The sequence below is a fragment of the Streptomyces sp. NPDC045021 genome (genome assembly GCF_056432645.1).
The window spans coordinates 314,269-335,264 of sequence record NZ_JBWKIQ010000008.1; the positions used below are offsets into that span (position 1 = coordinate 314,269).

Annotated in this window: 19 protein-coding genes and 1 riboswitch; of the genes, 6 read left to right on the forward strand and 13 right to left on the reverse strand. The window is 72.1% G+C overall.

Going from position 1 to position 20,996, the window contains the following annotated elements; translation table 11 throughout:
• Positions 1–221: 221 nt before the first annotated feature.
• The gene (locus AC07DC_RS24895) at positions 222–1,463 is read right to left on the reverse strand and encodes a sensor histidine kinase (protein ID WP_478916679.1); all 1,242 of its coding nucleotides are present in this window, start codon (positions 1,461–1,463) and stop codon (positions 222–224) included.
• 5 nt (positions 1,464–1,468) lie between these two features.
• On the reverse strand, positions 1,469–2,122 hold the full coding sequence (locus tag AC07DC_RS24900; RefSeq protein ID WP_478916680.1) for a response regulator transcription factor: 654 nt from the start codon (positions 2,120–2,122) through the stop codon (positions 1,469–1,471).
• A 237-nt stretch (positions 2,123–2,359) separates the two neighbouring features.
• On the opposite strand from AC07DC_RS24900, the gene AC07DC_RS24905 reads away from it, so the two are divergent.
• Positions 2,360–2,533, forward strand: a complete 174-nt coding sequence (locus AC07DC_RS24905) for a hypothetical protein (protein ID WP_478916681.1) — start codon at positions 2,360–2,362, stop codon at positions 2,531–2,533.
• Between the two features lie 233 nt (positions 2,534–2,766).
• On the opposite strand, the gene AC07DC_RS24910 is transcribed toward AC07DC_RS24905, so the two are convergent.
• Positions 2,767–3,555 (reverse strand): inositol monophosphatase family protein, encoded by a 789-nt coding sequence (locus AC07DC_RS24910; RefSeq protein ID WP_478916682.1) that lies wholly within the window; start codon positions 3,553–3,555, stop codon positions 2,767–2,769.
• A gap of 8 nt (positions 3,556–3,563) precedes the next feature.
• Positions 3,564–4,691 carry a ferrochelatase gene (locus AC07DC_RS24915; RefSeq protein WP_478916683.1) on the reverse strand — a complete coding sequence of 376 codons (1,128 nt, stop codon included), beginning with the start codon at positions 4,689–4,691 and terminating at the stop codon, positions 3,564–3,566.
• Positions 4,692–4,805: 114 nt separating this feature from the next.
• Between AC07DC_RS24915 and AC07DC_RS24920 the strand changes: the two genes are divergently transcribed.
• Complete coding sequence (locus AC07DC_RS24920; protein WP_478916684.1) at positions 4,806–6,056, forward strand: MFS transporter; 1,251 nt, start codon at positions 4,806–4,808, stop codon at positions 6,054–6,056.
• A complete protein-coding gene (locus AC07DC_RS24925) occupies positions 6,007–7,335 on the forward strand; it encodes a D-arabinono-1,4-lactone oxidase (RefSeq protein ID WP_478916685.1) in 1,329 nt (442 codons plus the stop codon). The genes AC07DC_RS24920 and AC07DC_RS24925 overlap by 50 nt, the downstream gene beginning before the upstream one ends.
• 21 nt (positions 7,336–7,356) lie before the next feature.
• Here the strand turns inward: AC07DC_RS24925 and AC07DC_RS24930 are convergent, their stop codons facing one another.
• Positions 7,357–8,184, reverse strand: coding sequence for a hypothetical protein (locus AC07DC_RS24930; RefSeq protein WP_478916686.1), 828 nt, complete (start codon positions 8,182–8,184; stop codon positions 7,357–7,359).
• A gap of 430 nt (positions 8,185–8,614) precedes the next feature.
• On the opposite strand from AC07DC_RS24930, the gene sepH reads away from it, so the two are divergent.
• On the forward strand, positions 8,615–9,679 hold the full coding sequence (gene sepH, locus AC07DC_RS24935; protein ID WP_478916687.1) for a septation protein SepH: 1,065 nt from the start codon (positions 8,615–8,617) through the stop codon (positions 9,677–9,679).
• Positions 9,680–9,755: 76 nt separating this feature from the next.
• Here the strand turns inward: sepH and AC07DC_RS24940 are convergent, their stop codons facing one another.
• A complete protein-coding gene (locus AC07DC_RS24940) occupies positions 9,756–10,583 on the reverse strand; it encodes a sulfurtransferase (RefSeq protein WP_478916688.1) in 828 nt (275 codons plus the stop codon).
• 214 nt (positions 10,584–10,797) lie between these two features.
• On the opposite strand from AC07DC_RS24940, the gene AC07DC_RS24945 reads away from it, so the two are divergent.
• Positions 10,798–11,571 (forward strand): VOC family protein, encoded by a 774-nt coding sequence (locus AC07DC_RS24945; protein WP_478916689.1) that lies wholly within the window; start codon positions 10,798–10,800, stop codon positions 11,569–11,571.
• Here the strand turns inward: AC07DC_RS24945 and AC07DC_RS24950 are convergent.
• The 4 genes from AC07DC_RS24950 to AC07DC_RS24965 are packed head-to-tail and all read right to left on the reverse strand — an operon-like array spanning position 11,552 to position 16,908.
• On the reverse strand, positions 11,552–12,235 hold the full coding sequence (locus AC07DC_RS24950) for a thymidine kinase (RefSeq protein WP_138357497.1): 684 nt from the start codon (positions 12,233–12,235) through the stop codon (positions 11,552–11,554). The two genes, AC07DC_RS24945 and AC07DC_RS24950, sit on opposite strands and share 20 nt — an antisense overlap.
• Before the next feature lie 51 nt (positions 12,236–12,286).
• Positions 12,287–13,486, reverse strand: a complete 1,200-nt coding sequence (locus AC07DC_RS24955; RefSeq protein WP_478916690.1) for an alkaline phosphatase family protein — start codon at positions 13,484–13,486, stop codon at positions 12,287–12,289.
• Positions 13,486–14,070: a DUF5998 family protein gene (locus AC07DC_RS24960; protein ID WP_138357495.1), complete on the reverse strand. Its 585-nt coding sequence runs from the start codon at positions 14,068–14,070 to the stop codon at positions 13,486–13,488. Before AC07DC_RS24960 ends, AC07DC_RS24955 begins: the two co-directional genes overlap by 1 nt.
• Before the next feature lie 27 nt (positions 14,071–14,097).
• Positions 14,098–16,908 carry a bifunctional acetate--CoA ligase family protein/GNAT family N-acetyltransferase gene (locus tag AC07DC_RS24965; protein ID WP_478916692.1) on the reverse strand — a complete coding sequence of 937 codons (2,811 nt, stop codon included), beginning with the start codon at positions 16,906–16,908 and terminating at the stop codon, positions 14,098–14,100.
• Positions 16,909–17,087: 179 nt separating this feature from the next.
• Between AC07DC_RS24965 and AC07DC_RS24970 the strand changes: the two genes are divergently transcribed.
• Positions 17,088–17,369 (forward strand): HPr family phosphocarrier protein, encoded by a 282-nt coding sequence (locus AC07DC_RS24970; RefSeq protein WP_478916693.1) that lies wholly within the window; start codon positions 17,088–17,090, stop codon positions 17,367–17,369.
• Positions 17,370–17,491: 122 nt separating this feature from the next.
• On the opposite strand, the gene AC07DC_RS24975 is transcribed toward AC07DC_RS24970, so the two are convergent.
• The 3 genes from AC07DC_RS24975 to AC07DC_RS24985 all read right to left on the reverse strand — a co-directional run bounded on the left by AC07DC_RS24975 (position 17,492) and on the right by AC07DC_RS24985 (position 20,984).
• The gene (locus AC07DC_RS24975) at positions 17,492–18,193 is read right to left on the reverse strand and encodes a GntR family transcriptional regulator (protein ID WP_478916694.1); all 702 of its coding nucleotides are present in this window, start codon (positions 18,191–18,193) and stop codon (positions 17,492–17,494) included.
• A gap of 160 nt (positions 18,194–18,353) precedes the next feature.
• Positions 18,354–19,184 carry a M23 family metallopeptidase gene (locus tag AC07DC_RS24980; protein ID WP_478916695.1) on the reverse strand — a complete coding sequence of 277 codons (831 nt, stop codon included), beginning with the start codon at positions 19,182–19,184 and terminating at the stop codon, positions 18,354–18,356.
• A gap of 15 nt (positions 19,185–19,199) precedes the next feature.
• Positions 19,200–19,356, reverse strand: a riboswitch (cyclic di-AMP (ydaO/yuaA leader).
• A gap of 257 nt (positions 19,357–19,613) precedes the next feature.
• Positions 19,614–20,984 (reverse strand): M16 family metallopeptidase, encoded by a 1,371-nt coding sequence (locus AC07DC_RS24985; protein WP_478916783.1) that lies wholly within the window; start codon positions 20,982–20,984, stop codon positions 19,614–19,616.
• Between the last annotated feature and the right edge of the window lie 12 nt (positions 20,985–20,996).

Consider the following 20,996-nt stretch of genomic DNA (forward strand, 5'->3'; position numbering starts at 1 on the left):
ATGACCAGCGGAAACATGGATTTTCCGGTCTTTTTTCGGGCGTAGTGATCACGCAGGGTAGGCGGGGCGGGAATTCCGGGTGTGATCAATCACACCGCCTCCCGCTGATTCGCAGACCGCGAAATTACTCGCAAAGCGAACACGATCCGACCCTCACGGGGGGTTCCGAGGCCTCGGAAGACCTCGTTCGGACCATGCCCGGCTCCCCGCCGGGTCGGCGGTCACAGCGGGATGACCACCCGCATGACCAGGCCACCGCCCTCCCTCGGCTCCGCCGAGATGAAGCCTCCGTGGGCGCGCGCCACGGAGCGCGCGATGGACAGCCCCAGGCCCACGCCCTTGTCGCTGCCCGTGCGCTCCGTACGGAGCCGGCGGAAGGGCTCGAAGAGGTTGTCCACCTCGTAGGCCGGGACCACCGGGCCCGTGTTCGTCACGATCAGCAGGGCCTGGCCCGCCTCCGTACCGGTCGTCACCTCGACCCAGCCGTCGGCCGTGTTGTACCGGACGGCGTTCTGCACCAGGTTCAGCGCGATGCGCTCCAGCAGCACGCCGTTGCCCTGCACCACCGCGGGCCCCAGCTCGCTGCGCAGCTCCACGCCCTTGGCCTGCGCCTCGGAGCGGGTCTGGTCGAGGGCCTGGGAGGCCGCCTCCGCGACGTCCACCGGCTTGCGGTCGACGATCTCGTTGTCGCTGCGGGCGAGCAGCAGCAGGCCCTCCACGAGCTGCTCGCTGCGCTCGTTGGTGGCCAGCAGGGTCTTTCCGAGCTGCTGGAGGTCCGCCGACGCCTCGGGGTCGGCCAACTGCACCTCCAGGAGCGTGCGGTTGATCGCCAGCGGCGTGCGCAGTTCGTGCGAGGCGTTGGCCACGAACCTGCGCTGCGCGTCGAAGGACCGCTCCAGCCGGTCGAGCATGTCGTCGAAGGTGTCGGCGAGCTCCTTGAGCTCGTCGTCCGGGCCGTCGAGCTCGATCCGGCGCTTGAGGTCCGAGCTGACCACGCCGCGCGCGGTGCGGGTGATCTTGCCCAGCGGGGAGAGCACCCGCCCGGCCATCACATAGCCGAACGCGAAGGCGACCACGGTCAGCCCTATCAAGGCCATCAGCGAGCGCCTGAGCAGCGTGTTGAGCGCCAGCTCGCGCTGGTTCTGCATACAGATGCCGATGGCCCGGGTGAATTCGTCGGCGCTGCCCGACGAAGGGAGCGCGCAGGACGAATTCCCGGACACCTGGCCGTTGAGCAGCCTGAAGGGCAGCTCATTGCCCTGGTGCAGGGCCTGCGCGGCCAGCAGATAGATGATCCACAGCAGCAGGACACCGGCGATCAGGAACATGCCGCCGTACAGGACGGTCAGGCGTATCCGGATCGTCGGCCGCAGCCAGGGCGGCGGGCTTTCGACCGGAATCGGTTCCCACCCGGGTTTCTGGGGCGTCGTGGGGGGCGGCGGGGACGCGGCTGAAGTGGTCACGCCGCTCAGATCCGGTATCCGGAGCCCGGCACGGTGACGATCACCGGGGGCTCGCCGAGCTTGCGGCGCAGCGTCATCACCGTCACCCGCACCACGTTCGTGAACGGGTCGGTGTTCTCGTCCCACGCCTTCTCCAGGAGCTGCTCGGCGGAGACCACCGAGCCCTCGCTGCGCATCAGCACCTCCAGCACGGCGAACTCCTTCGGCGCCAGATGCACCTCCGCGCCGTCCCGGAAGACCTCGCGGCGGTTGGGGTCGAGCTTGATGCCGGAGCGCTCCAGGACCGGCGGCAGGGCCGTGGTCGTCCGGCGGCCCAGCGCGCGGACCCGCGCGGTCAGCTCGCTGAACGCGAAGGGCTTGGGGAGGTAGTCGTCGGCGCCCAGTTCCAGCCCCTCCACCCGGTCGCTCACATCGCCGGAGGCGGTCAGCATGAGCACCCGGGTCGGCATCCCCAGCTCGACGATCTGCCGACAGACGTCGTCACCGTGGACGACCGGAAGGTCACGGTCGAGGACGACGACGTCATAGTCGTTCACCCCGATCCGCTCCAGGGCGGCGCCGCCGTCGTACACGACGTCGACGGCCATGGCCTCGCGGCGAAGTCCGGTGGCAACCGCATCGGCGAGCAGTTGCTCGTCCTCGACGACCAGTACGCGCAAGGCGCTGTTCCTTCCGTGAGCAGTACGAATGTGCTCCCATCCTGCACCGGACGGCCGTAAACCGGCGGTAAGTGGCGAGGGGACCGGAATTCGTCGTCCGCTTGAGGTTTCCTCGTCGCCGGGCCCGGGGAGGACCCGTCGTACACCCACCAACCAAGCCCTGACGCGCTTCCCGCCGCGCCGTTATGGGCTTTGACACACCCCGTGTCAACGACGACGACGAGGGGGCGCCAGCTGATGGACGCATTCACCACCGGAATCCTGCAGCGGATACACAGCACTGAATCCGACCTCCACCACGCCCGAGAGGCCGGCGACGAGTTCCTCGCCGAGGTCGAACAGAGCGAGCTCGAAGATCTGCGGCGCCTGGCCGCGGAGCATGGCGTGAACATCCAGTCCAAGGTCGCCTAGACCGAATCTCCGACCCGGAACCACCGACCCGGAACTTCCGACCCGGAACGGCAGCGCAACGGCCGTCGGCCCGCCCCGGACACCTCCACGGTGCCGGGGCGTTCGCGTGTCCCGCCGCAGGCCGGACGGGTCCGTCGCGGGTCCGGCGCAGCCCGTGCCGGACGGATCCCGCAGGGGCCGCCAGCTGCCCCCGGGGCGCCGCTGCAGCCCTCGGACGGCGGCGTCGGTCCAGGTCAGTCGTGCCAGGCTCCCAGCTCCTCCAGCAGGCCCTGGAGCGGTTCGAACAGGCCGGGACCGGCGGCGACGGTCAGCTCGTTCGACGGGAGCTGCCCGGGGCGTCCGCCGGTGAGGACGCCCGCCTCCCGGGCGAAGAGGGCGCCGGCCGCGAAGTCCCACGGATTGAGGCCGCGCTCGTAGTACGCGTCCAGCCGTCCGCAGCCCACGTCGCACAGGTCGATGGCGGCAGATCCCCCACGCCGGATGTCGCGGACCTTCGGCAGCAGGGTGCGCAGCACCTCCGCCTGCGTCACCCGGCGGTCCGTGAGGTAGCCGAACCCGGTGCCGACCAGGGCGTGCGCGAACTCGGGCACCGGCCGCGGCCGGGCCGGGGTGTCGTTGACGTAGGCGCCCTGTCCGAGCACGGCTCGGTAGGTCTCGCCGCGCATCGGGGCCGCGACGACCCCCACCACCGTCTCGCCGTCCCGCTCGGCCGCGATGCTCACGGCCCAGGAGGGCAGCCCGTACAGGTAGTTGACGGTGCCGTCGAGCGGATCGATCACCCAGCGCACCCCGCTGGTGCCCGCGCTCTCGGTGCCCTCCTCGCCGAGGAAGCCGTCGTTCGGGCGGTGCCCCGCGATCAGTTCGGTGATCAGCTTCTCGGCGGCGATGTCCATCTCGGTGACGACGTCGATCGGGCTCGACTTGGTCGCCGCCACCCCGAGGTCGGCGGGCCGGCCGGTACGCAGCAGTTCGCCCGCCTTGTGGGCGGCTTCCAGCGCGATCTCCAGCAGTTCGGTGCTCACGGCTCTCCTCAGTCGGTGCCCGCGACGGCGGGCTTCGGGGTCCGGGACGGGCAGCAGCCCGCCGGGCAGACGTCGTGGCTCGGACCGAGCGCGCCCAGCGCGCAGGGCCGCGGCGCCAGACCGCGCTCGCTCGCCGCCCGCTCCAGGACCAGGTCGCGCACGGCGGCGGCGAACCGGGGGTCGGCCCCCACGGTCGCGGCCCGCGCGACCGGCAGCCCCAGCGCGGCGGCCTTGTCGGCCGCCTCCGTGTCGAGGTCGTACTTGACCTCCATGTGGTCGGAGACGAAACCGATCGGCACCATGACGACGGCGGGCGCGCCGTCGCCGTGCACCTCCTCCAGGTGGTCGCAGATGTCCGGCTCCAGCCACGGGATGTGCGGGGCGCCGCTGCGCGACTGGTAGACGAGCTTCCACGGGTGGTCGGTGCCGGTCGCCTCCCGCACCGCGTCGGCGATCACCCGGGCGGTGTCCAGGTGCTGCGCCACGTAGGCGCCGCCGTCCCCGTGGCCCTCCACCGGTCCCGAGGTGTCGGCGGCGGCGGTCGGGATGGAGTGCGTGGTGAACGCCAGGTGGGCGCCGTCCCTGACCGCCGCGGGCAGCTCGCCCAGCGCGGTGAGCACCGCGTCGGTCATGGGGCCCACGAAACCGGGGTGGTTGAAGTAGTGCCGCAGCTTGTCGACCCGCGGCACCGGGCGGCCCTCGGACGCGAGCTCGGCGAGGGCGCCGGCCAGGTTCTCGCGGTACTGGCGGCAGCCGGAGTACGAGGCGTAGGCGCTGGTGGCGAGCACCAGGATGCGGCGGTGTCCGTCGTCGGTCATCTCGCGCAGCGTGTCGACCAGGTAGGGCGCCCAGTTCCGGTTGCCCCAGTAGACCGGCAGGTCGAGGCCGTGCTCGCCGAAGTCCTTGCGCAGCGCGTCGAGCAGCTCGCGGTTCTGCGCGTTGATCGGGCTGACCCCGCCGAACAGGAAGTAGTGCTGCCCGACCTCCTTCAGCCGCTCGCGCGGGATGCCCCGGCCGCGGGTGACGTTCTCCAGGAACGGGACGACGTCGTCGGGTCCCTCGGGGCCGCCGAAGGAGAGCAGGAGCAGCGCGTCATAGGGCCCGGCCGCGGGACCGGCCTCGTTGTGATCGGACATGGTCCGATCCTGCCACTGGTGCCCGGCGTCCAGAAAAGCGGTTGCCCTGCCACGTAACCTGTGGAGAACAGTCACAAGCCTTACCGACGCCGGCGAAGACGCCGTGGAGTGCCCGTGTCCAGCCCCTATCGCGCGATCTTCGCAGCACCTGGTACCAAGGGATTCTCGGCCGCGGGGTTCATCGGCCGGCTGCCGCTTTCGATGCTGGGCATCGGCATCGTGACGATGATCTCCCAGGTCACCGGCCGCTACGGGCTGGCGGGCGCGCTCTCCGCCACGCTGGCGATGTCCGGCGCCGTAATAGGCCCTCAGGTGTCCCGGCTGGTGGACCGTCACGGGCAGCGCCGCGTGCTGCGGCCGGCGGCGGCGACCACCGTGCTGGCGGTGGCCGGGCTGCTGCTGAGCGTCGTGTGGGACGCGCCGGAGTGGACGCTGTTCGTCTTCGCCGTCATGGCGGGTGCCACGCCGAGCCTGGGCGCGATGGTCCGGGCCCGCTGGGCCGTGATCCACCACGGCACCCCCGCGATGCACACCGCGTACTCCTTCGAGTCCGTGGTCGACGAGGTCTGCTTCATAGTCGGCCCGATCCTGTCCATCGGGCTGTGCACCGTCTGGTTCCCGGAGGCCGGCCCGCTGCTCGCGGCGGCCTTCCTGGCCATCGGCACCTTCCTGCTGACCGCCCAGCGCTCGACGGAGCCGGTCCCGCACCCCACGGCCTCGCACGCGGGCGGCTCGGCGCTGCGCTCCCCCGGCCTCCAGGTGCTCGTGACCACCTTCGCCTGCACGGGCGCGATCTTCGGTTCGGTGGAGGTCACGACGGTGGCCTTCGCCGACGAGTTGGGCCACAAGGCAGCGGCCAGCCTGGTCCTCGCGGTGTACGCGTTCGGATCGTGCGTCGCGGGGCTGGCCTTCGGGCTGTTCCGGCTCAAGGGCTCGGCCTCGCGCGGCTTCCTGGTGGGTGTGTGCGTGATGGCTGTGAGTATGATCCCGCTCCTACTGGTCGGAAACTTGTGGTTCCTGGCCGTAGCGCTGTTCGTCGCGGGCCTGTCCATCGCACCGACGATGGTCATCGCCATGGCCCTGGTCGAACAGCTGGTACCGCGTGCGAAGCTGACCGAGGGCATGACGTGGGTGAGCACTGGCATCACGGTCGGCGTGGCTCTCGGAGCCTCGATGTCCGGGTGGGTGATCGACTCGTCGGGGGCGGAGGCGGCGTTCGCGGTACCGGCCACCGCCGGGGCACTCGCCGTGGTGGTGGCAGTCCTGGGGTTCCGCCGGCTGCGGCCGGCGCCGGAGCAGGAGGGGCCGCGTACGTATGAGCACGACGAGCACGATGAACGGAACCGCCGAGAAGGCGTGGCGTAACTGGGCGGGGAACGTCACCGCACAGCCGCGCCGCAGCGTCTCGCCGGCCTCGGTGGACGAGCTGTCAGCCGCCGTCCGCCAGGCCGCGGCGGACGGGCTGACGGCGAAGGCCGTGGGCACCGGGCACTCGTTCACGGCCGCGGCCGCCACCGGCGGGGTCCTCATCCGTCCGGACCGGCTGGCGGCCATCCGGGAGATCGACCGCGAGCGCGGCACGATCACCGTGGAGGCGGGGGTGCCGCTCCACCAGCTGAACGCGGCGCTGGCCGCCGCGGGCCTGTCGCTGACCAACATGGGCGACATCATGGAGCAGACGGTGGCCGGCGCCACCAGCACCGGCACCCATGGCACCGGCCGTGACTCGGGATCGATCTCCGCCCAGATCAAGGGCCTGGAGCTGGTGCTGGCCGACGGCTCGGTGCTGACCTGCTCGGCGGACGAGAACGCCGACGTCTTCGCGGCGGCCCGGCTCGGGCTCGGCGCCCTCGGGGTGATCAGCGCGATCACGTTCGCGGTCGAACCGCTCTTCCTGCTCACCGCCCGCGAGGAGCCGATGGGCTTCGACCGGGTCATGGCGGAGTTCGACCAGCTGACGACGGAGAACGAGCACTTCGAGTTCTACTGGTTCCCGCACACCGACAGCTGCAACACCAAGCGCAACAACCGCAGTCAGGGCCCGGCGGCCCCGCTCTCCCCGGTCAAGGGCTGGATCGACGACGAGCTGCTCTCCAACGGCCTCTTCCAGGCCGCGTGTTCGCTCGGGAAGGCCGCTCCCGGCACCATCCCCGGCATCGCGAAGGTCTCCAGCCGCGCGCTGTCGGCCCGTACGTACACCGACATCGCGTACAAGGTCTTCACGAGCCCGCGCCGGGTGCGGTTCGTGGAGATGGAGTACGCCGTGCCGCGCGAGGCGGCGGTCGGGGCGATCCGCGAACTCAAGGCGATGGTCGAGTCGTCGGGACTGCGGATCAGCTTCCCCGTGGAGGTGCGGATCGCGCCCGCCGACGACATCACCCTGTCCACGGCCTCCGGCCGCGACAGCGCGTACATCGCCGTGCACATGTACCGGGGCAGCCGCTACCAGGAGTACTTCACCGCGGCCGAGAAGATCATGACCGCGCACCAGGGCCGCCCGCACTGGGGCAAGGTCCACACCCGGGACGCGGAGTACTTCTCCGGGGTCTATCCGCGCTTCGGCGAATTCACCGCCCTGCGCGACCGGCTGGACCCGCAGCGGCTCTTCGGCAACGACTACCTGCGGCGGGTGCTGGGCGCATAGGACCCGTCAGGTCCCCGGCGCTCAGTTCTGCGTCCCGGCGCCCGCAGCGGCGCCCTGGGTGCCGTTCCGGGCGCCGGGTGACGCCCCGCCGCCCGTGCCGTCGTCCGAGGACCGGCCGGGGTCCGGGGTCGCGGAGCTGCTGGTACTCGGGCTGCCGCCCGACGAAGGCGAACCGCTCGGGTCGGGCGAGGGCGAGCCGCTACCGCTCCCCGAAGGGGACGGGGACGGGGACGAGGACGGCGAAGAGCTCGACGACGATCCCGGCGACGGGGTGTCCCCCGAGTCGTCGGACGGATGGGTGGCCGTGGTGCTCGGCTTCTCCCCGGACGGCCGGGAGTGCGAGCCGCCGCCGTCGAAGACCGCCGTGACCGACGGCTCCGACCCGCTGGCCAGCTCGATCGAGGTGACGGTTCCCATCGCCAGCACGAAGACGACGACGGCGCCGATCGCCGACTTGCGCCAGCCGCGCTTGGTCGTGCCGTGCACGGTCGCCTCGCCGTACTCCCCGTCCGGGGCGTCGCCCGCGCCCGGTGGCGGCAGTTCCTCCAACATCCGGGTGGAGCCGGGCCCGGCCTCCGGGTCCGTCCCCGGAACCGAAACCGGCAGGTGCCGGGTGGACACCGTGCGCAGCTGCTCGCCGGTGCGCCGGAAGAAGTGCTGGAAGACCGTGCCGCCCGCGGTGGCGACGATGCTGACCACGCCGGCGCCGATGATCGTCCCGTAGACGCCGAGCTGCGAAGCCAGCAGTGCGGCGGTCACGGCGGCCAGCGCGCTGCCCGCCACTTGCGGAACGCTCAGGTCCAACCGTCCACGCCGGGGCGTTTCTTCGCGCTCGTCCTTTTCGTCCATATCCATACCTGGGTAGCCGTTCTCGTCCACCTTGCACAGAGAAGAGACATATGGGCGAAGGCAGTGGTTCCACTTGCGCACGTTCTGTGAGCATCGCCACTCAACTCCCTTGTCGCGGGAGAAGTTCAGCCGCGCTGCAACCCACCCCAGTGGCCCGAATGGAGTACTGTGGCGAATCCTGGCTCCGGCTTCCCGTCCGGTTGCCCGGACCACGGGAGGGGAGCCCGGAGGCGGTGCTCATCCCGGGGTGCCGCGTTTGGTCACTCTGAGTGGTCAACTGGTCACCGTCCCATAACGGCGAGTCACGGCACCTGCCCGACACGCCGGGTAACCCTGCAAGGTTGTGGCGTGCCGCACCTGGGCAGGCCACACTCGTCCAACGGGAGCAGCGACGCACGTGACGTCGGCAGGCACCACCCGGGAGGTTCCCATGCCCGAACTGCGTGTCGTGGCCGTCAGCAACGACGGCACACGACTGGTGCTCAAGGCTGCAGACAGCACGGAATATTCGCTCCCCATCGACGAGCGACTCCGGGCAGCGGTACGCAATGACCGTGCCCGCCTCGGTCAGATCGAGGTCGAGAGCCACCTGCGGCCACGGGACATCCAGGCACGGATACGAGCCGGAGCCTCAGCGGAAGAGGTTGCCCAGACCGCCGGAATTCCGGTGGAACGGGTGCGCCGCTTCGAGGGTCCGGTGCTTGCCGAGCGCGCCTTCATGGCCGAGCGGGCCAGGAAGACCCCGGTGCGGCGGCACGGCGAGAGCGCCGGACCGCAGCTCGGTGAAGCGGTCGCGGAGCGGCTGCTGCTGCGCGGCGCCGAGAAGGAGACCGTTCTCTGGGACTCCTGGCGGCGCGACGACGGCACCTGGGAAGTCCTGCTGGTCTACCGGGTGGCCGGTGAACCGCACTCCGCGAGCTGGACGTACGACCCGCCCCGGCGGCTCGTCCAGGCCGTGGACGACGAGGCACGGGCGCTGATCGGCGAGACCACCCAGCAGGACGCCCCGGAGACGCAGGACTCCAAGGAGCCGCCGAGCTTCCCCTTCGTGCCGCGGATCGCCCGGCTGCCCCGGGACCGCCCGCTGGACCGGGCGCTCGACCGGCAGTTGGAGCGCCCCGACCGGCCGCAGGAGCGCAGTGCCGAGCGTGCCGAGGAGGACCGGGACTCGCTGACCAGCCTGCTGGAGGCGGTGCCGAGCTTCCGCGGCGACATGGTCGTACCGGCGCCGCCGTCCGCACCGCCGGAGGCCGCTCCGGTGGAGCAGCCGGAGGAGCCGGCGGCCGAGGAGGCCGCTCCGCCCGCGGCGAGCACGGGTGCGGGTTCCGCGTACGCGGACGTCCTGATGCCGAGGGCCGTCGCGGGCCACCGCGACCGGCTGGTCGGCACCACGGACCGGCAGGCCGAGGCGGACGGTGTCCGGCCGGGACGCCGGGCGACGGTACCCAGCTGGGACGAGATCGTCTTCGGCAGCCGCCGCAAGAAGCAGGAGTAACCGCAGGAATCGACGGTAAGGGGCGGCGCACCACGTGCGCCGCCCCTTACCTTTGCGCTCGACCCCTGTCCGGGGTTCAGCCCGGCTGCGCGCCGGTGGCGACCGGACGGTCCGCATCGGCCGTCCATTCGCTCCACGAGCCCACGTACAGCGCGGCGGGGATGCCCGCGACCGCCAGCGCCAGCACCTCCTGGGCCGCCGAGACGCCGGAGCCGCAGTAGACGCCGACCTCGGGGGAGTCCTTGGCGCCCAGCTCCGCGAACCGGGCCGCCAGGACGTCGGGCGGCAGGAAGTGGCCGTCCTCCGTGACGTTCTCCGTGGTCGGAGCGCTCACCGCGCCCGGAATGTGGCCGGCGACGGGATCGATCGGCTCCACCTCGCCCCGGTACCGCTCGCCGGCCCGGGCGTCGAGCAGCAGACCGCGCCGGGCCAGCGCCGCCGCGTCCTCGGCGGTCAGCAGCGGCGTCGATCCGACGGCGGGGGTGAAGTCACCATGGGCGGGATCCGCCGTTCCGGTCTCCAGCGGCTGCCCGGCGGCGATCCACGCGGCCAGTCCGCCGTCCAGGACTCGGACCCGGGTGTGGCCCGTCCAGCGCAGCATCCACCAGGCGCGAGCGGCGCCCCAGCCCTGCGCGGCGTCGTAGACGACCACGTCGCGGTCGGCCCTGACACCGGCCGCACGCATCGCGGCGCCGAAGACCTCCGGGTCGGGCAGCGGGTGGCGGCCGCCCGTGCCGGGTTCGCCCGCCAGCTCGGATTCGAGGTCGATGTAGACCGCTCCGGGGATGTGGCCCGCCTCGTACTCCGGACGGCCGGGAGGAGCACCGAGCCGGTAGCGGACGTCGAGGACGGTGGTCCGGCTCAGCTCGCTCGCGAGTTCGGCTGCAGCGATAATGGGTTCCATACGTCCATTGTGGGCCTCACACGTTGGACGTTCGACTGATCGCCATCGCGCGGCCACCGGCTCGAAACGGAAGTCAAATACCAAAACGGGCAGTATTCAGCACTTAGGGGTTGGATGCGGCGCGGCCGGGGCGCGTCGCGGGCCCGGTGGTGGAACCATCGACTTCGGCACCTCCCCCGAATGCCCCGAGCGCCGGCCCCGAGGAGAGAATTCAATGACCGAGGTACCGAGCCGGCGTCCTCCCGGCACGCCCTGCTGGGTCAGCTTGATGGCACACAATCTGGACGCGGCCCAGGAGTTCTACGGTGCCCTGTTCGGATGGGAGTTCCACGAGGGACCGCAGCACCTCGGCCCCTATGTCCGGGCCGAGCTGGGCGGGCGGCAGATCGCCGGCATCGGAGACGGCCCGAAGGACCGGCATCTGCCGGTCTCCTGGACCACGCTGCTGGCCTGCGACGACGCGGACGTCACCGCGGAGCTGATCCGCGAGTGCGGCGGCACGGTGGGCGTCGGCCCGCTGGACGCGGATCACGAGGGACGGATGGCGGTGGCCGTCGACCCCTCGGGCGCGGTCTTCGGGATCTGGCAGGCGCAGCGCCACCCCGGTGCCGATGTCATCGGTGAGCCGGGCACGCTGGCCTGGAACGAGCTGGTGACGCGCGAGTCGTCCACCGTCGCCAAGTTCTACGCCGATGTCTTCGGGTACGAGACGGAGACCGAGTCGGCGGCCGGCTTCGACTACCTCACCCTGCGGCTGAAGGGCCGTGCGGTGGCCGGGATCCACGGGGTCGGACAGTCGCTGCCCCGCGACCGGGGCGCGCACTGGATGACGTACTTCGCCGTGGCGGACACCGACGCGGCGGCCCGCCGGATCATCGAGCTGGGTGGCCGGGTGCTGCAGCCGGCCCGTGACTCGGGCTACGGGCGGCTGGCGACGGTCGCCGACCCCGAGGGCGCCGTCTTCACCGTCATCGACGCGGCCCGCTGACCCCGTTCCGGTCGACGGCCTGGTCCACCGGCAGGACGTCCGGGGACAGCGTCGCGGCCTGAGCGCTCGCCGCCGTCATCCGCCGGGTGTGGTGACGGCGGCACAGCACCTCGTAACCCACCTCGCTGGCCGGGCGGTTGACGTCACCGACGACGACCTGCGCGCCTTCGACGACCATCTGGCCGTCTATGGTGCGGGCGTTGTGCGTGGCGCGGGCCCCGCACCAGCACAGCGCCTCGACCTGGAGAACCTCGATACGGTCGGCCATCTCGACCAGGCGCTGCGACCCGGGGAAGAGCTTGGTCCTGAAGTCGGTGGTGATGCCGAAGGCGAAGACGTCCAGGCCCAGATCGTCGACGATCCGGGCGAGCTGGTCGATCTGGGCCGGCGCGAAGAACTGCGCCTCGTCGACCAGGACGTAGTCGGCACGGCCGCCACCGGACAGGTGCGAGACCACATAGCCGTAGAAGTCGACGTCGTCGGCGGCCTCGATCGCCTTGGTGGACAGGCCCAGCCGGGAGGAGAGCACGCCCTCGCCCGCCCGGTCGTCGCGGGTGAAGATCATGCCCTGCAGCCCCCGCGTCGAGCGGTTGTGCTCGATCTGAAGAGCGAGGGTGCTCTTTCCGCAGTCCATCGTTCCGGAGAAGAACACGAGCTCGGGCATGAGGAGGGCGACGGCCTTTCAGGGAGGAGGTTGGGAGGACTGCGCTGCGGGTCAGGAACGTACTTCGAGCAGCGGTACGAGTTGCTCGCCGGGGGCCATCGAGCCGTGCAGGCCGATCATCTGGGACTCCCCCGCCTCGCTGCGGCTCGCGATGACCGCGATGTCGTCGCGGGCCACGGCGATCACATCGCCGATCCGCCCGAGCACCCGTTCGTCGACGGGGTCGCCGGGTCGGCCGAACCAGCCCGCCGCGAGGGCCTCTTCGCGGGTGGCGACCCACATCTGCTCGCCGAGCACCTCGCTCCACACCGTGTACACGTCGGCCGCGGCGCCGGGCACGGCGTAGACATGGCGGGCGCGGGCCTCGCCGCCGAGGACGGCGACGCCGGCACTGAGCTCCCAGTCCTCGTCGAAGTCGATCCTGGACTCGGCGTCGAACGGGATGTCGATCATGCCGTGGTCGGCGGTGATGTAGAGCACGGAGCGCGGCGGGAGTTGCTCGGCCAGCCGCTGCGCGAGCCGGTCGACCATCATCAACTGGCCGCGCCAGGCGTCGGAGTCGACGCCGTGCCGGTGGCCCATGGAGTCCAGTTCGCTGTAGTACGTGTAGACGAGCGTCCGGTCGGCGGCGCCGAGCCGGTCGGCCGCCAGATCCATTCGCTCGTCGCCGGTGAGCCGGCCGTGGAAGGTGCCGCCGCTGAGCGCGATCTTCGTCAGCGGAGTGTGCTGGAAGTTCGGCGAGGACACCTGGCAGGTCGCGACCCCGGCGGCGTCGGCGAGCTGGAAGACGGTGGGGTACGGCTGCCACACGTGCGGATCGGTCCAGGGCTGCCAGCGCAGCTGGTTCATCAGCCTGCCGGAGGCCGGGTCCAGGACGGTGTAGCCGGCGAGCCCGTGGCGGGCCGGCGGCAGGCCGGTGCCGACCGAGGCGAGCGAGGTCGCGGTGGTGGACGGGAAGCCGGCGGTGAGCGGCTGCCCGGTGCCGTTGAGTGAGGTGTGCATCAGGGAGGCGAGAAAGGGCGCCTCCTCGGGGTGCGCGCGCAGCAGTTCCCAGCCCATGCTGTCGACCAGGAAGACGCAGACGCGGTCGGCGGGCGCCAGTTCCAGGCCGGTGACGGGCATGCCAGGGACGGCGAGCCCGGCGGTCGCGGCGGGGAAGAGGTCGCAGAGCGAACCGGTGCCGTAGAGCGGTGCCGGTGCGGTACGCGGATCCAGCGGCGCCGGGTCGTAGGCGGGGACGGCGTGCACCATCAGCGGTCGGCCGCCGTCGCCTCGGACAGGGCCTGCGCGAAGGCCAGGGCCTGGCGGACCGCGTCGGGCCCGTCGCCGGCCTCGCTGACCCGCAGCGACAGGTCGTCGGCGGTCGAGGAGCCGGTGTAGCCGTGGTCGGCGTCGCAGTTGGGGTCGCCGCAGGCGGCGGGCTCCAGGTCGAGGCGGCTGACGGCGCCCCAGCCGATGGTCAGCACGACCTCGCGCGGCAGCGTGCCCGGTACGTACGCCTCGGGGTTGGCCACCACCCGGCTGACCACGACGGACGAGATCCGGCCGATCTTCACGGACTCGGTGGAGGTGGTCGCGTACGGCGTCGGGGAGGTGTCGTCGGCGGCCTGCTCGTCGGTGTGGCTCACGATGAAGCGGTGATCGGTGATGACCAGCACCGTCACATGCCGGCGCACCTCGTTCGCGTCGAACGTCGTCTCCTGGTGGACCAGGTACGACGCCACCGGTTCGCCGCCCACCGCGGCCTCGACGGCCTCGGCCACCAGGGCCGGGTAGTAGCCGCTGCGCTCGATGGCCGTGCGCAGGCCCTGGGTCGTCATACCGGTCTTCGCCATGGGGTCCATCTTAAGGGCGGGTACCGCTCAGAAGGACGACAGTGCGCGTGGTCCCAGATCGGTTCTGGCGGGCGGCCGGTCGAGGCGGACGGAGGCTCCCAGCACGGTGAGGCCGTGGGGTGCGACGACCACCGGCTCCAGGTCGACGGCGACCACTTCCGGCAGGTCGTCGACGAGCATCGAGACCCGCAGCAGCAGCTCCTCCAGGGCCGCGGTGTCCACCGGTTCGCTGCCGCGCCAGCCGAAGAGCAGCGGGGCGGCCTTGATGGAGCGCACCAGTTCCGCGGCGTCCCGGTCGGTGGCCGGCACGAGCCGGTGCGCGGTGTCCCCCAGCAGCTCCGAGGGGGCTCCGGCCAGGCCGAACGACAGCACGGCGCCGACCGCCGGGTCGACGGTGGCGCGCACGACGGTGTCCACTCCGCGCGGCGCCATCGCCTGCACCACCAGCAACAGCTCGGCCGGCTTGCCGAGCCGCGCGGTCAGTTCCTCGTACGCCCGCCGCAGATCGCCCTCGTCGGCGAGGTCGAGGCGGACGCCGCCGAGGTCGGCCCGGTGCCGCAGGTGCGGGGCCGTCGTCTTGAGCGCGACCGGGTAGCCGAGCGTCCGGGCCGCGGCGAGCGCGGCGGCGATCCCCGGCGCGGGGAGCGCGGACCGCACGGTGATCCCGTAACGCCCCAGAAGGGCCACGGCGGCCGCGTCGTCGAGCACGACGCCGTGCTCGCCCTCGTGCTCCCCAGCGTCGAGCAGCCGTGCCACGTCGTCCGCCGCCGCGCTCTCCTCGATGTCGGTGAACTGCGGCACCCGGCCGGGCGTCTCGGCCCCCTGCCGCCACCGCGCGTACTCCACCGCCTCCGCCAGCGCCCGCACCGCGCGGTCGGCGGCGGGATACGCGGGAACCCGCGCCTGGTCCGGCCCGTCCGCGGACGCCTCGGATCCGTCGGAACTGGCGGAACCGTCGGACCCCTCGGACGCGGCTTGCGGAGCCGGGACGCCCAGCCGGTCGGCCATGGTCTCCAGGGCGAGATGCGCGACGACGACGGGCTTGCCGGACCCGGCCGCCGCCATCCGCAGCGCGCGGGCGAGGGCGGGGTCGTCGCCGGACTCGGGGTCGGGGGCGTCCTCGCAGCCGACCCGCGGGATGGCGGTGACGACGACGGCGTCGCTGGTGTCGTCGGCCAGCGCCGCGGCGAGCGCGGTGCGGAAGTCCTCGGGCCCGGCCGAGGTGGTGAGGTCGATCGGTGCGATCGGCCGGAGCCCGGCGGTCAGGGCCGCGTCGTAGGTGAGCAGTCCGAGGGAGTCGGAGTTGCCGAGGATCGCGACCCGCCCGCCGCGCGGGATCGGCTGGAAGGAGAGCAGCAGGCCCACGTCCAGGAGTTCGGTGACGGTGTCGACGCGGATCACGCCCGCCTGCCGGAAGAGCGCGGACACCGTGCTGTCCGGGATCCGGGTCGCGGACACGGCGTGCCCGGCCGGGGTGGTGCCGGAGTGCAGGGCGCCCTTGACGACCACGACCGGCTTGCTCGCGGCGGTCCGCTTGGCGAGCCGGGTGAACTTGCGCGGGTTGCCGAAGGATTCGAGGTACATCAGGACGGCGTCGGTGTCCGGGTCGTTGTGCCAGTACTGCAGCAGGTCGTTGCCGGAGACGTCGGCGCGGTTGCCCGCGGAGACGAACGAGGAGAGGCCGGCGCCGCGCCGGTGCAGTCCGGACAGCAGCGCGATACCGATCGCGCCGGACTGGGTGAACAGCCCGAGCCGTCCGGTGGCCGGGACCTCGGGCGAGAGCGAGGCGTTGAGGCGTACGCCGGCCGCGGTGTTGACGATGCCGAAGGCGTTGGGGCCGATGACCCGCATGCCGTACGAGCGGGCCTGGCGCACCAGTTCGCGCTGGCGTTCCCGGCCTTCGGGTCCGGACTCGGCGTACCCCGCGGTGACCACGACCAGTCCCTGGACGCCGTGTTCTCCGCAGGCGGCGACGGCTTCCGGCACGCTCTCGGCGGGCACCGCGATGATCGCCAGGTCGACCGGTTCCGGGATCGCGGCGACGGTGCGGTGCGCGCGGACGCCGTCGAGGGTGCTCTCGCCCTCGGGGAACGAGCGGTTGACGGCGTGGACGCGGCCGGTGAAGCCGCCCGCGACCAGATTGCGCAGCAGGGTGCGGCCGACGCCGCCGGGCCGCCGACTCGCGCCGATCACGGCCACCGACCGGGGGGTGAGCAGCCGTTGCACCGAACGGGCTTCGGCGCGCAGCTCGCGGGCCCGCATGACCTGGACCGACGCCTCGGTGGGCTCCAGGTCGAGTTCGAGGTGGACGACGCCGTCGGTGAAACTGCGCTGCTGGGTGTAGCCCGCGTCGGTGAAGACCTTGACCATCTTCCGGTTGGCGGGCAGCACTTCGGCGATGAAGCGCAGGATGCCGCGCTCGCGGGCGACCGCCCCGATGTGTTCCAGCAGCGCGGAGGCGACCCCGCGGCCCTGGTGGGAGTCCTGGACGAGGAAGGCCACCTCGGCCCGGTAGGCGTCCCCGCTGGCCGGCCGGCCCTCGGCGTCGATCCGGTCGTAGCGGACGGTGGCGATGAAGTCGTCGCCGACGGTGGCGGCCAGGCCCACCCGGTCGTCGTAGTCGTGGTGGGTGAAGCGGTGCACGTCGCGGTCCGAGAGCCGGGGGTAGGGCGCGAAGAAGCGGTAGTACTTCGACTCGTCGGAGACCTGCTCGTAGAAGTCCACCAGCCGCTGGGCGTCGCCGGGTCCGATGGGCCGGATGTGGGCGATGCCGCCGTCGCGCAGGACGACGTCCGCTTCCCAGTGCACCGGATAGGGGCGGGGGGCCGGAGTCGTCATGGGGCCAGGGTAAGCGGGCGGGTGGCCCGGCGCGCCTGAACGGCGGGCCGGTGTCCGCGCGCGCCCGGCTAGCGCGGGGTCACCCGAGCGGGCAGGCTGAACCGCGTCGAGGTGCCTGAGCAGTCTTCCGTCCGTGCGAGACTGGTCTAGACAACAGGAACGACCTGAAGGGCTACACCATGGTTGAGCGCCGTGTCACCGTCGGCTGGGCCGAGGGCCTGCACGCCCGCCCCGCTTCACTCTTCGTCCGCGCGGTGACCGCCGCCGGCGTCCCGGTGACGATCGCGAAGACGGACGGCACCGCCGTCAACGCCGCGTCGATGCTGGCCGTGCTCGGCCTGGGCGCGCAGGGCGGCGAGCCGATCGTGCTCGCTTCCGAGGCCGATGGCGCCGACGCCGCGCTCGACCGGCTGGCCAAGCTGGTCTCCGAGGGCCTCGAGGAACTCCCCGAAGCCGTCTGAGCCCATGGGCGCAGGCCCGCGCAGGAATTCGGCGGGGTCGCGTTATCCAAGCGGATAACGCGACCCCGCCTTTCCGCATTCAGGGCCGCGATAATTCTGCCCACTTGTATACGGCGCTATTGTTAATTCCTCCGGCGCGCGGCGTATACAGGGTGTTTCAGAGTCCTCACCGAGACGGCGCGCTCCACATGCCCGGCCGAGATCTTCCGGGCCCGCTCCGCGTCCCCGCGGGCCACCGCGTCGACTATCGCGCCGTGCTCCTCCCAGGACTCCACCGCCCGGCCGGGCTCCCCCTCCCCGTACACCCAGGCGATCTTGTGCCGCAGCTGGGTGAGCAGCGCGGCCAGGGTGGGACTGCCGGAGGCCTGGGCGAGCGTTTCGTGGAACCAGCCGTTCAGGGACGGCAGATCCGACAACTGGCCCTGCTGGGAACGTTCCTGGCCCAGCCGCACCAGTCCGCGCAACACCTTGAGGTGGGAGTCGGTGCGCCGCTGCGCCGCCCTGGCGGCCCCCAGCGGCTCCAGCAGGCCGCGGAGCTCCAGCAGGTCGGCCGCCTCCTGTTCCGTCGGCTCGGCGACGGAGGCGCCCGCGTGCCGGCGGGTGCGGACGAACCCCTCCGACTCCAGGGTGCGCAGCGCCTCGCGCACCGGGACCCGGGAGACGCCGTAACGTCTCGCCAGCAGCTCCTCCGTCAGCCGGCTGCCCGGCGGATAGAAACCGCCGACGATGTCGTCACGGATCGCGGTGCACACGACCTGTGCGGAGATACGACGCCCTGCGCCGTCCGTCCCGTTCACATCCGATTCCGCATCGCCGGTCTCCATTCTTTTCCCCGTAATCTTCGGCGACTCTATTCCAGCACAACGAGGATTCCGACCGGAGTCCAGAATTCATGGATTATTTTTGGACAACACGAAGGCCCCGGCGGGGAGCCGGGGCCTTCGTGGGGGGACGGGAGTGCTGATCTCGGACGGATCGGATGGATCAGATGGAGACGCCGTGCGAGCGGAGGTACGCCACCGGGTCGATGTCCGAGCCGTAGTCGGGCGTGGTGCGGGCCTCGAAGTGCACGTGCGGGCCGGTGACGTTGCCGGTCGCGCCGGACAGGCCGATCTGCTCGCCGGTGGTGACGGTCTGGCCGACCGACACGCTGAGCGAGGACATGTGGGCGCACAGCGTGTAGATGCCGTCGTTGTGCCGGATCACGACGTTGTTGCCGTACGCCGAGTCGAAGCCGGCGGTGACGACGGTGCCGGCGCCCACGGCGTGGACCGGGGTGCCGGTGGACGCGGTGAAGTCGACTCCGGTGTGGTAGCCGGAGGCCCACATGGAACCGGGGACCTTGTACCCGGTGCCGATGGCGCTGTTGACGGGCAGCACGAAGGAGTTGAGCCTCTTGCGCTCCGCCTCGGCGCGGGCGGCGCGGGCGGCGGCACGGGCCTCGGCCTCGCGCTCCGCCTTGATCTTCGCCTCGGCCGCGGCCTTCTTCTTGGCGGCCTCGGCCGCCGCTGCCACGCGCTTGGCCTGGTCGGCCTTCCGCTTGGTCTCGTCGGCCGCCTTGTGCTGGGCGGCGGCCTGGGCGGCGAGGGAGCTGGGGAGGGTGTCCGAGGCGTCGACGGCGCGCGCGAACGCGGTGTCCTCGATGGCCTTGGGAGCGACGGCGCGGTCCGTGGAGAGCGCGGTGGCCGCGGTGGCGCCGAAGGTGCCGGCGGCGGTCAGGACCGCGACGCCGGCCAGGGTGGTCCCGGTGCGGAGGACGGCACGACGGGGACGGCGGTGCTTCCCGCTGGGCGCGGGCAGAACAGTGAACGCCATGGGTGCGGCGAGATCCTTTCCTTCCTTCTCGCCTACCGGGTTAGCTGACGGGTTCGGAGCAGGAAGGTCTCCTACGGGCTGCCTCGTGGTGAGGACGGCCCGATTCACCCCAGGGACGTGGGTCCCCGGCTCCCCAGGCTCGCGCCTGACGGGGACTCGGCGATCACTGCCCGGTTGCCGCTGGACGCGGCGGATGGTGACGAGCAGCAGGGGTGGACGCTAATCGGACCGCGTCGGTTACGGCAAACAGAACGGGCGATATGTTGCGTTCGCCACACAGGGTCGTTCCGGGCGTATAGAGATCCAAAACGCCCGGAACCCCGGCGCCCCAAGGGGTGCGCCAGGGTTCCGCCGCGCATCCGGTCGGCGCCCGCGAAAGGGTCGTCCGACCGTCCCCGGGAGGGGGGACGGCTGCCCGATGGCAGCCGGTCAGCCGTGCGCGATGACCTTCACCGAGCCGATTCCCAGCTCCGTGACGGGCCCCTCGATCACCGAGGCGTCGCCCACCAGGACGACGACCATGCGGTCCAGCGGGAAGGCGCTGACCACCGCGGCGGTCGCCTCCACGGTGCCGGTCCGCGCCAGCCGCGCGTACATCTGGGCCTGGAAGTCGTCCGGCAGGAACTGCTCGACCTGGTCGGCGAGCGTGCCGGCGACGGCCGCCGCCGTCTCGTAGCGCAGCGGCGCCACGCCGACGAGGTTCTGCACCGCGACGTCGCGCTCCTCGTCCGTGAGCCCCTCGGCCGCCAGCGTGCGGACGACCTGCCAGGCGTCGGCCAGCGCGGGTCCGGTGACCTCGGTGGCCACCGAGCCGCTGATGGCGAGCAGTGAGGCGCCGGTTCCCTCCGGGGTGGACAGCAGCACCTGGCCGAAGGCCCGCACGCCGTACGTGTAGCCCTTCTCCTCGCGCAGCACCCGGTCCAGACGGGAGGTCAGGGTGCCGCCCAGGCAGTACGTGCCGAGCACCTGTGCCGCCCAGACCGGGTCGTGGCGGTCGGATCCGGTACGGCCGATCAGCAGCTGGGTCTGCACCGCGCCGGGCCGGTCCACGATCACCACGCGCGCGGTGTCGTCCGAGGTGATCTGCGGCAGCGGGCGGGGCTCCGCGGTCGAGCCGGTCCACTCGCCGAGCGTCTCGTCCAGCAGCGCGGCCAGGTCGATGCCGGTCAGATCGCCGACGACGACCGCCGTGGTGGTGGCGGGACGCACATGCGCGTCGTAGAACGCCCGGACGGCCGCGGCGTCGATCCTCGCCACCGTCTCCTCCGTGCCCTGGCGGGGGCGGGAGCAGCGCAGGTTCGCGGGGAACAGCTCCGCGGAGAGCGCCATGGAGGCGCGGCGGGCCGGGTTGGCCAGCTCGTGCGGGATCTCGTCGAGCCGGTTGTTGACGAGCCGCTCGACCTCGCTGTCGGGGAACGCGGGGGCGCGCAGGGCGTCCGCGAGCAGCCCGAGGGCCTTGTCCAGCCGGGAGGCCGGGACCTCCAGCGAGACCCGGACGCCCGGGTGGTCGGCGTGCGCGTCCAGGGTGGCGCCGCAGCGCTCCAGCTCGGCGGCGAACTCCTCCGCGGTGAGCTTGTCGGTGCCCTCGGAGAGCGCCCGGGCCATGATGGTGGCCACGCCGTCCAGGCCTTCGGGTTCCGCGTCCAGCGGCGCCACGAGCAGCACCTCCACCGCGACGACCTTCTGGCCGGGGCGGTGGCTGGTGAGCACGGTCAGGCCGTTGCCCAGGGTGGACCGGTCGGGGGCCGGGAAGGCCCACGGGGTGGCGGTGCCGGGCTGCGGCTGGGGGTGGAACGTCATGGTCGCGGCGAC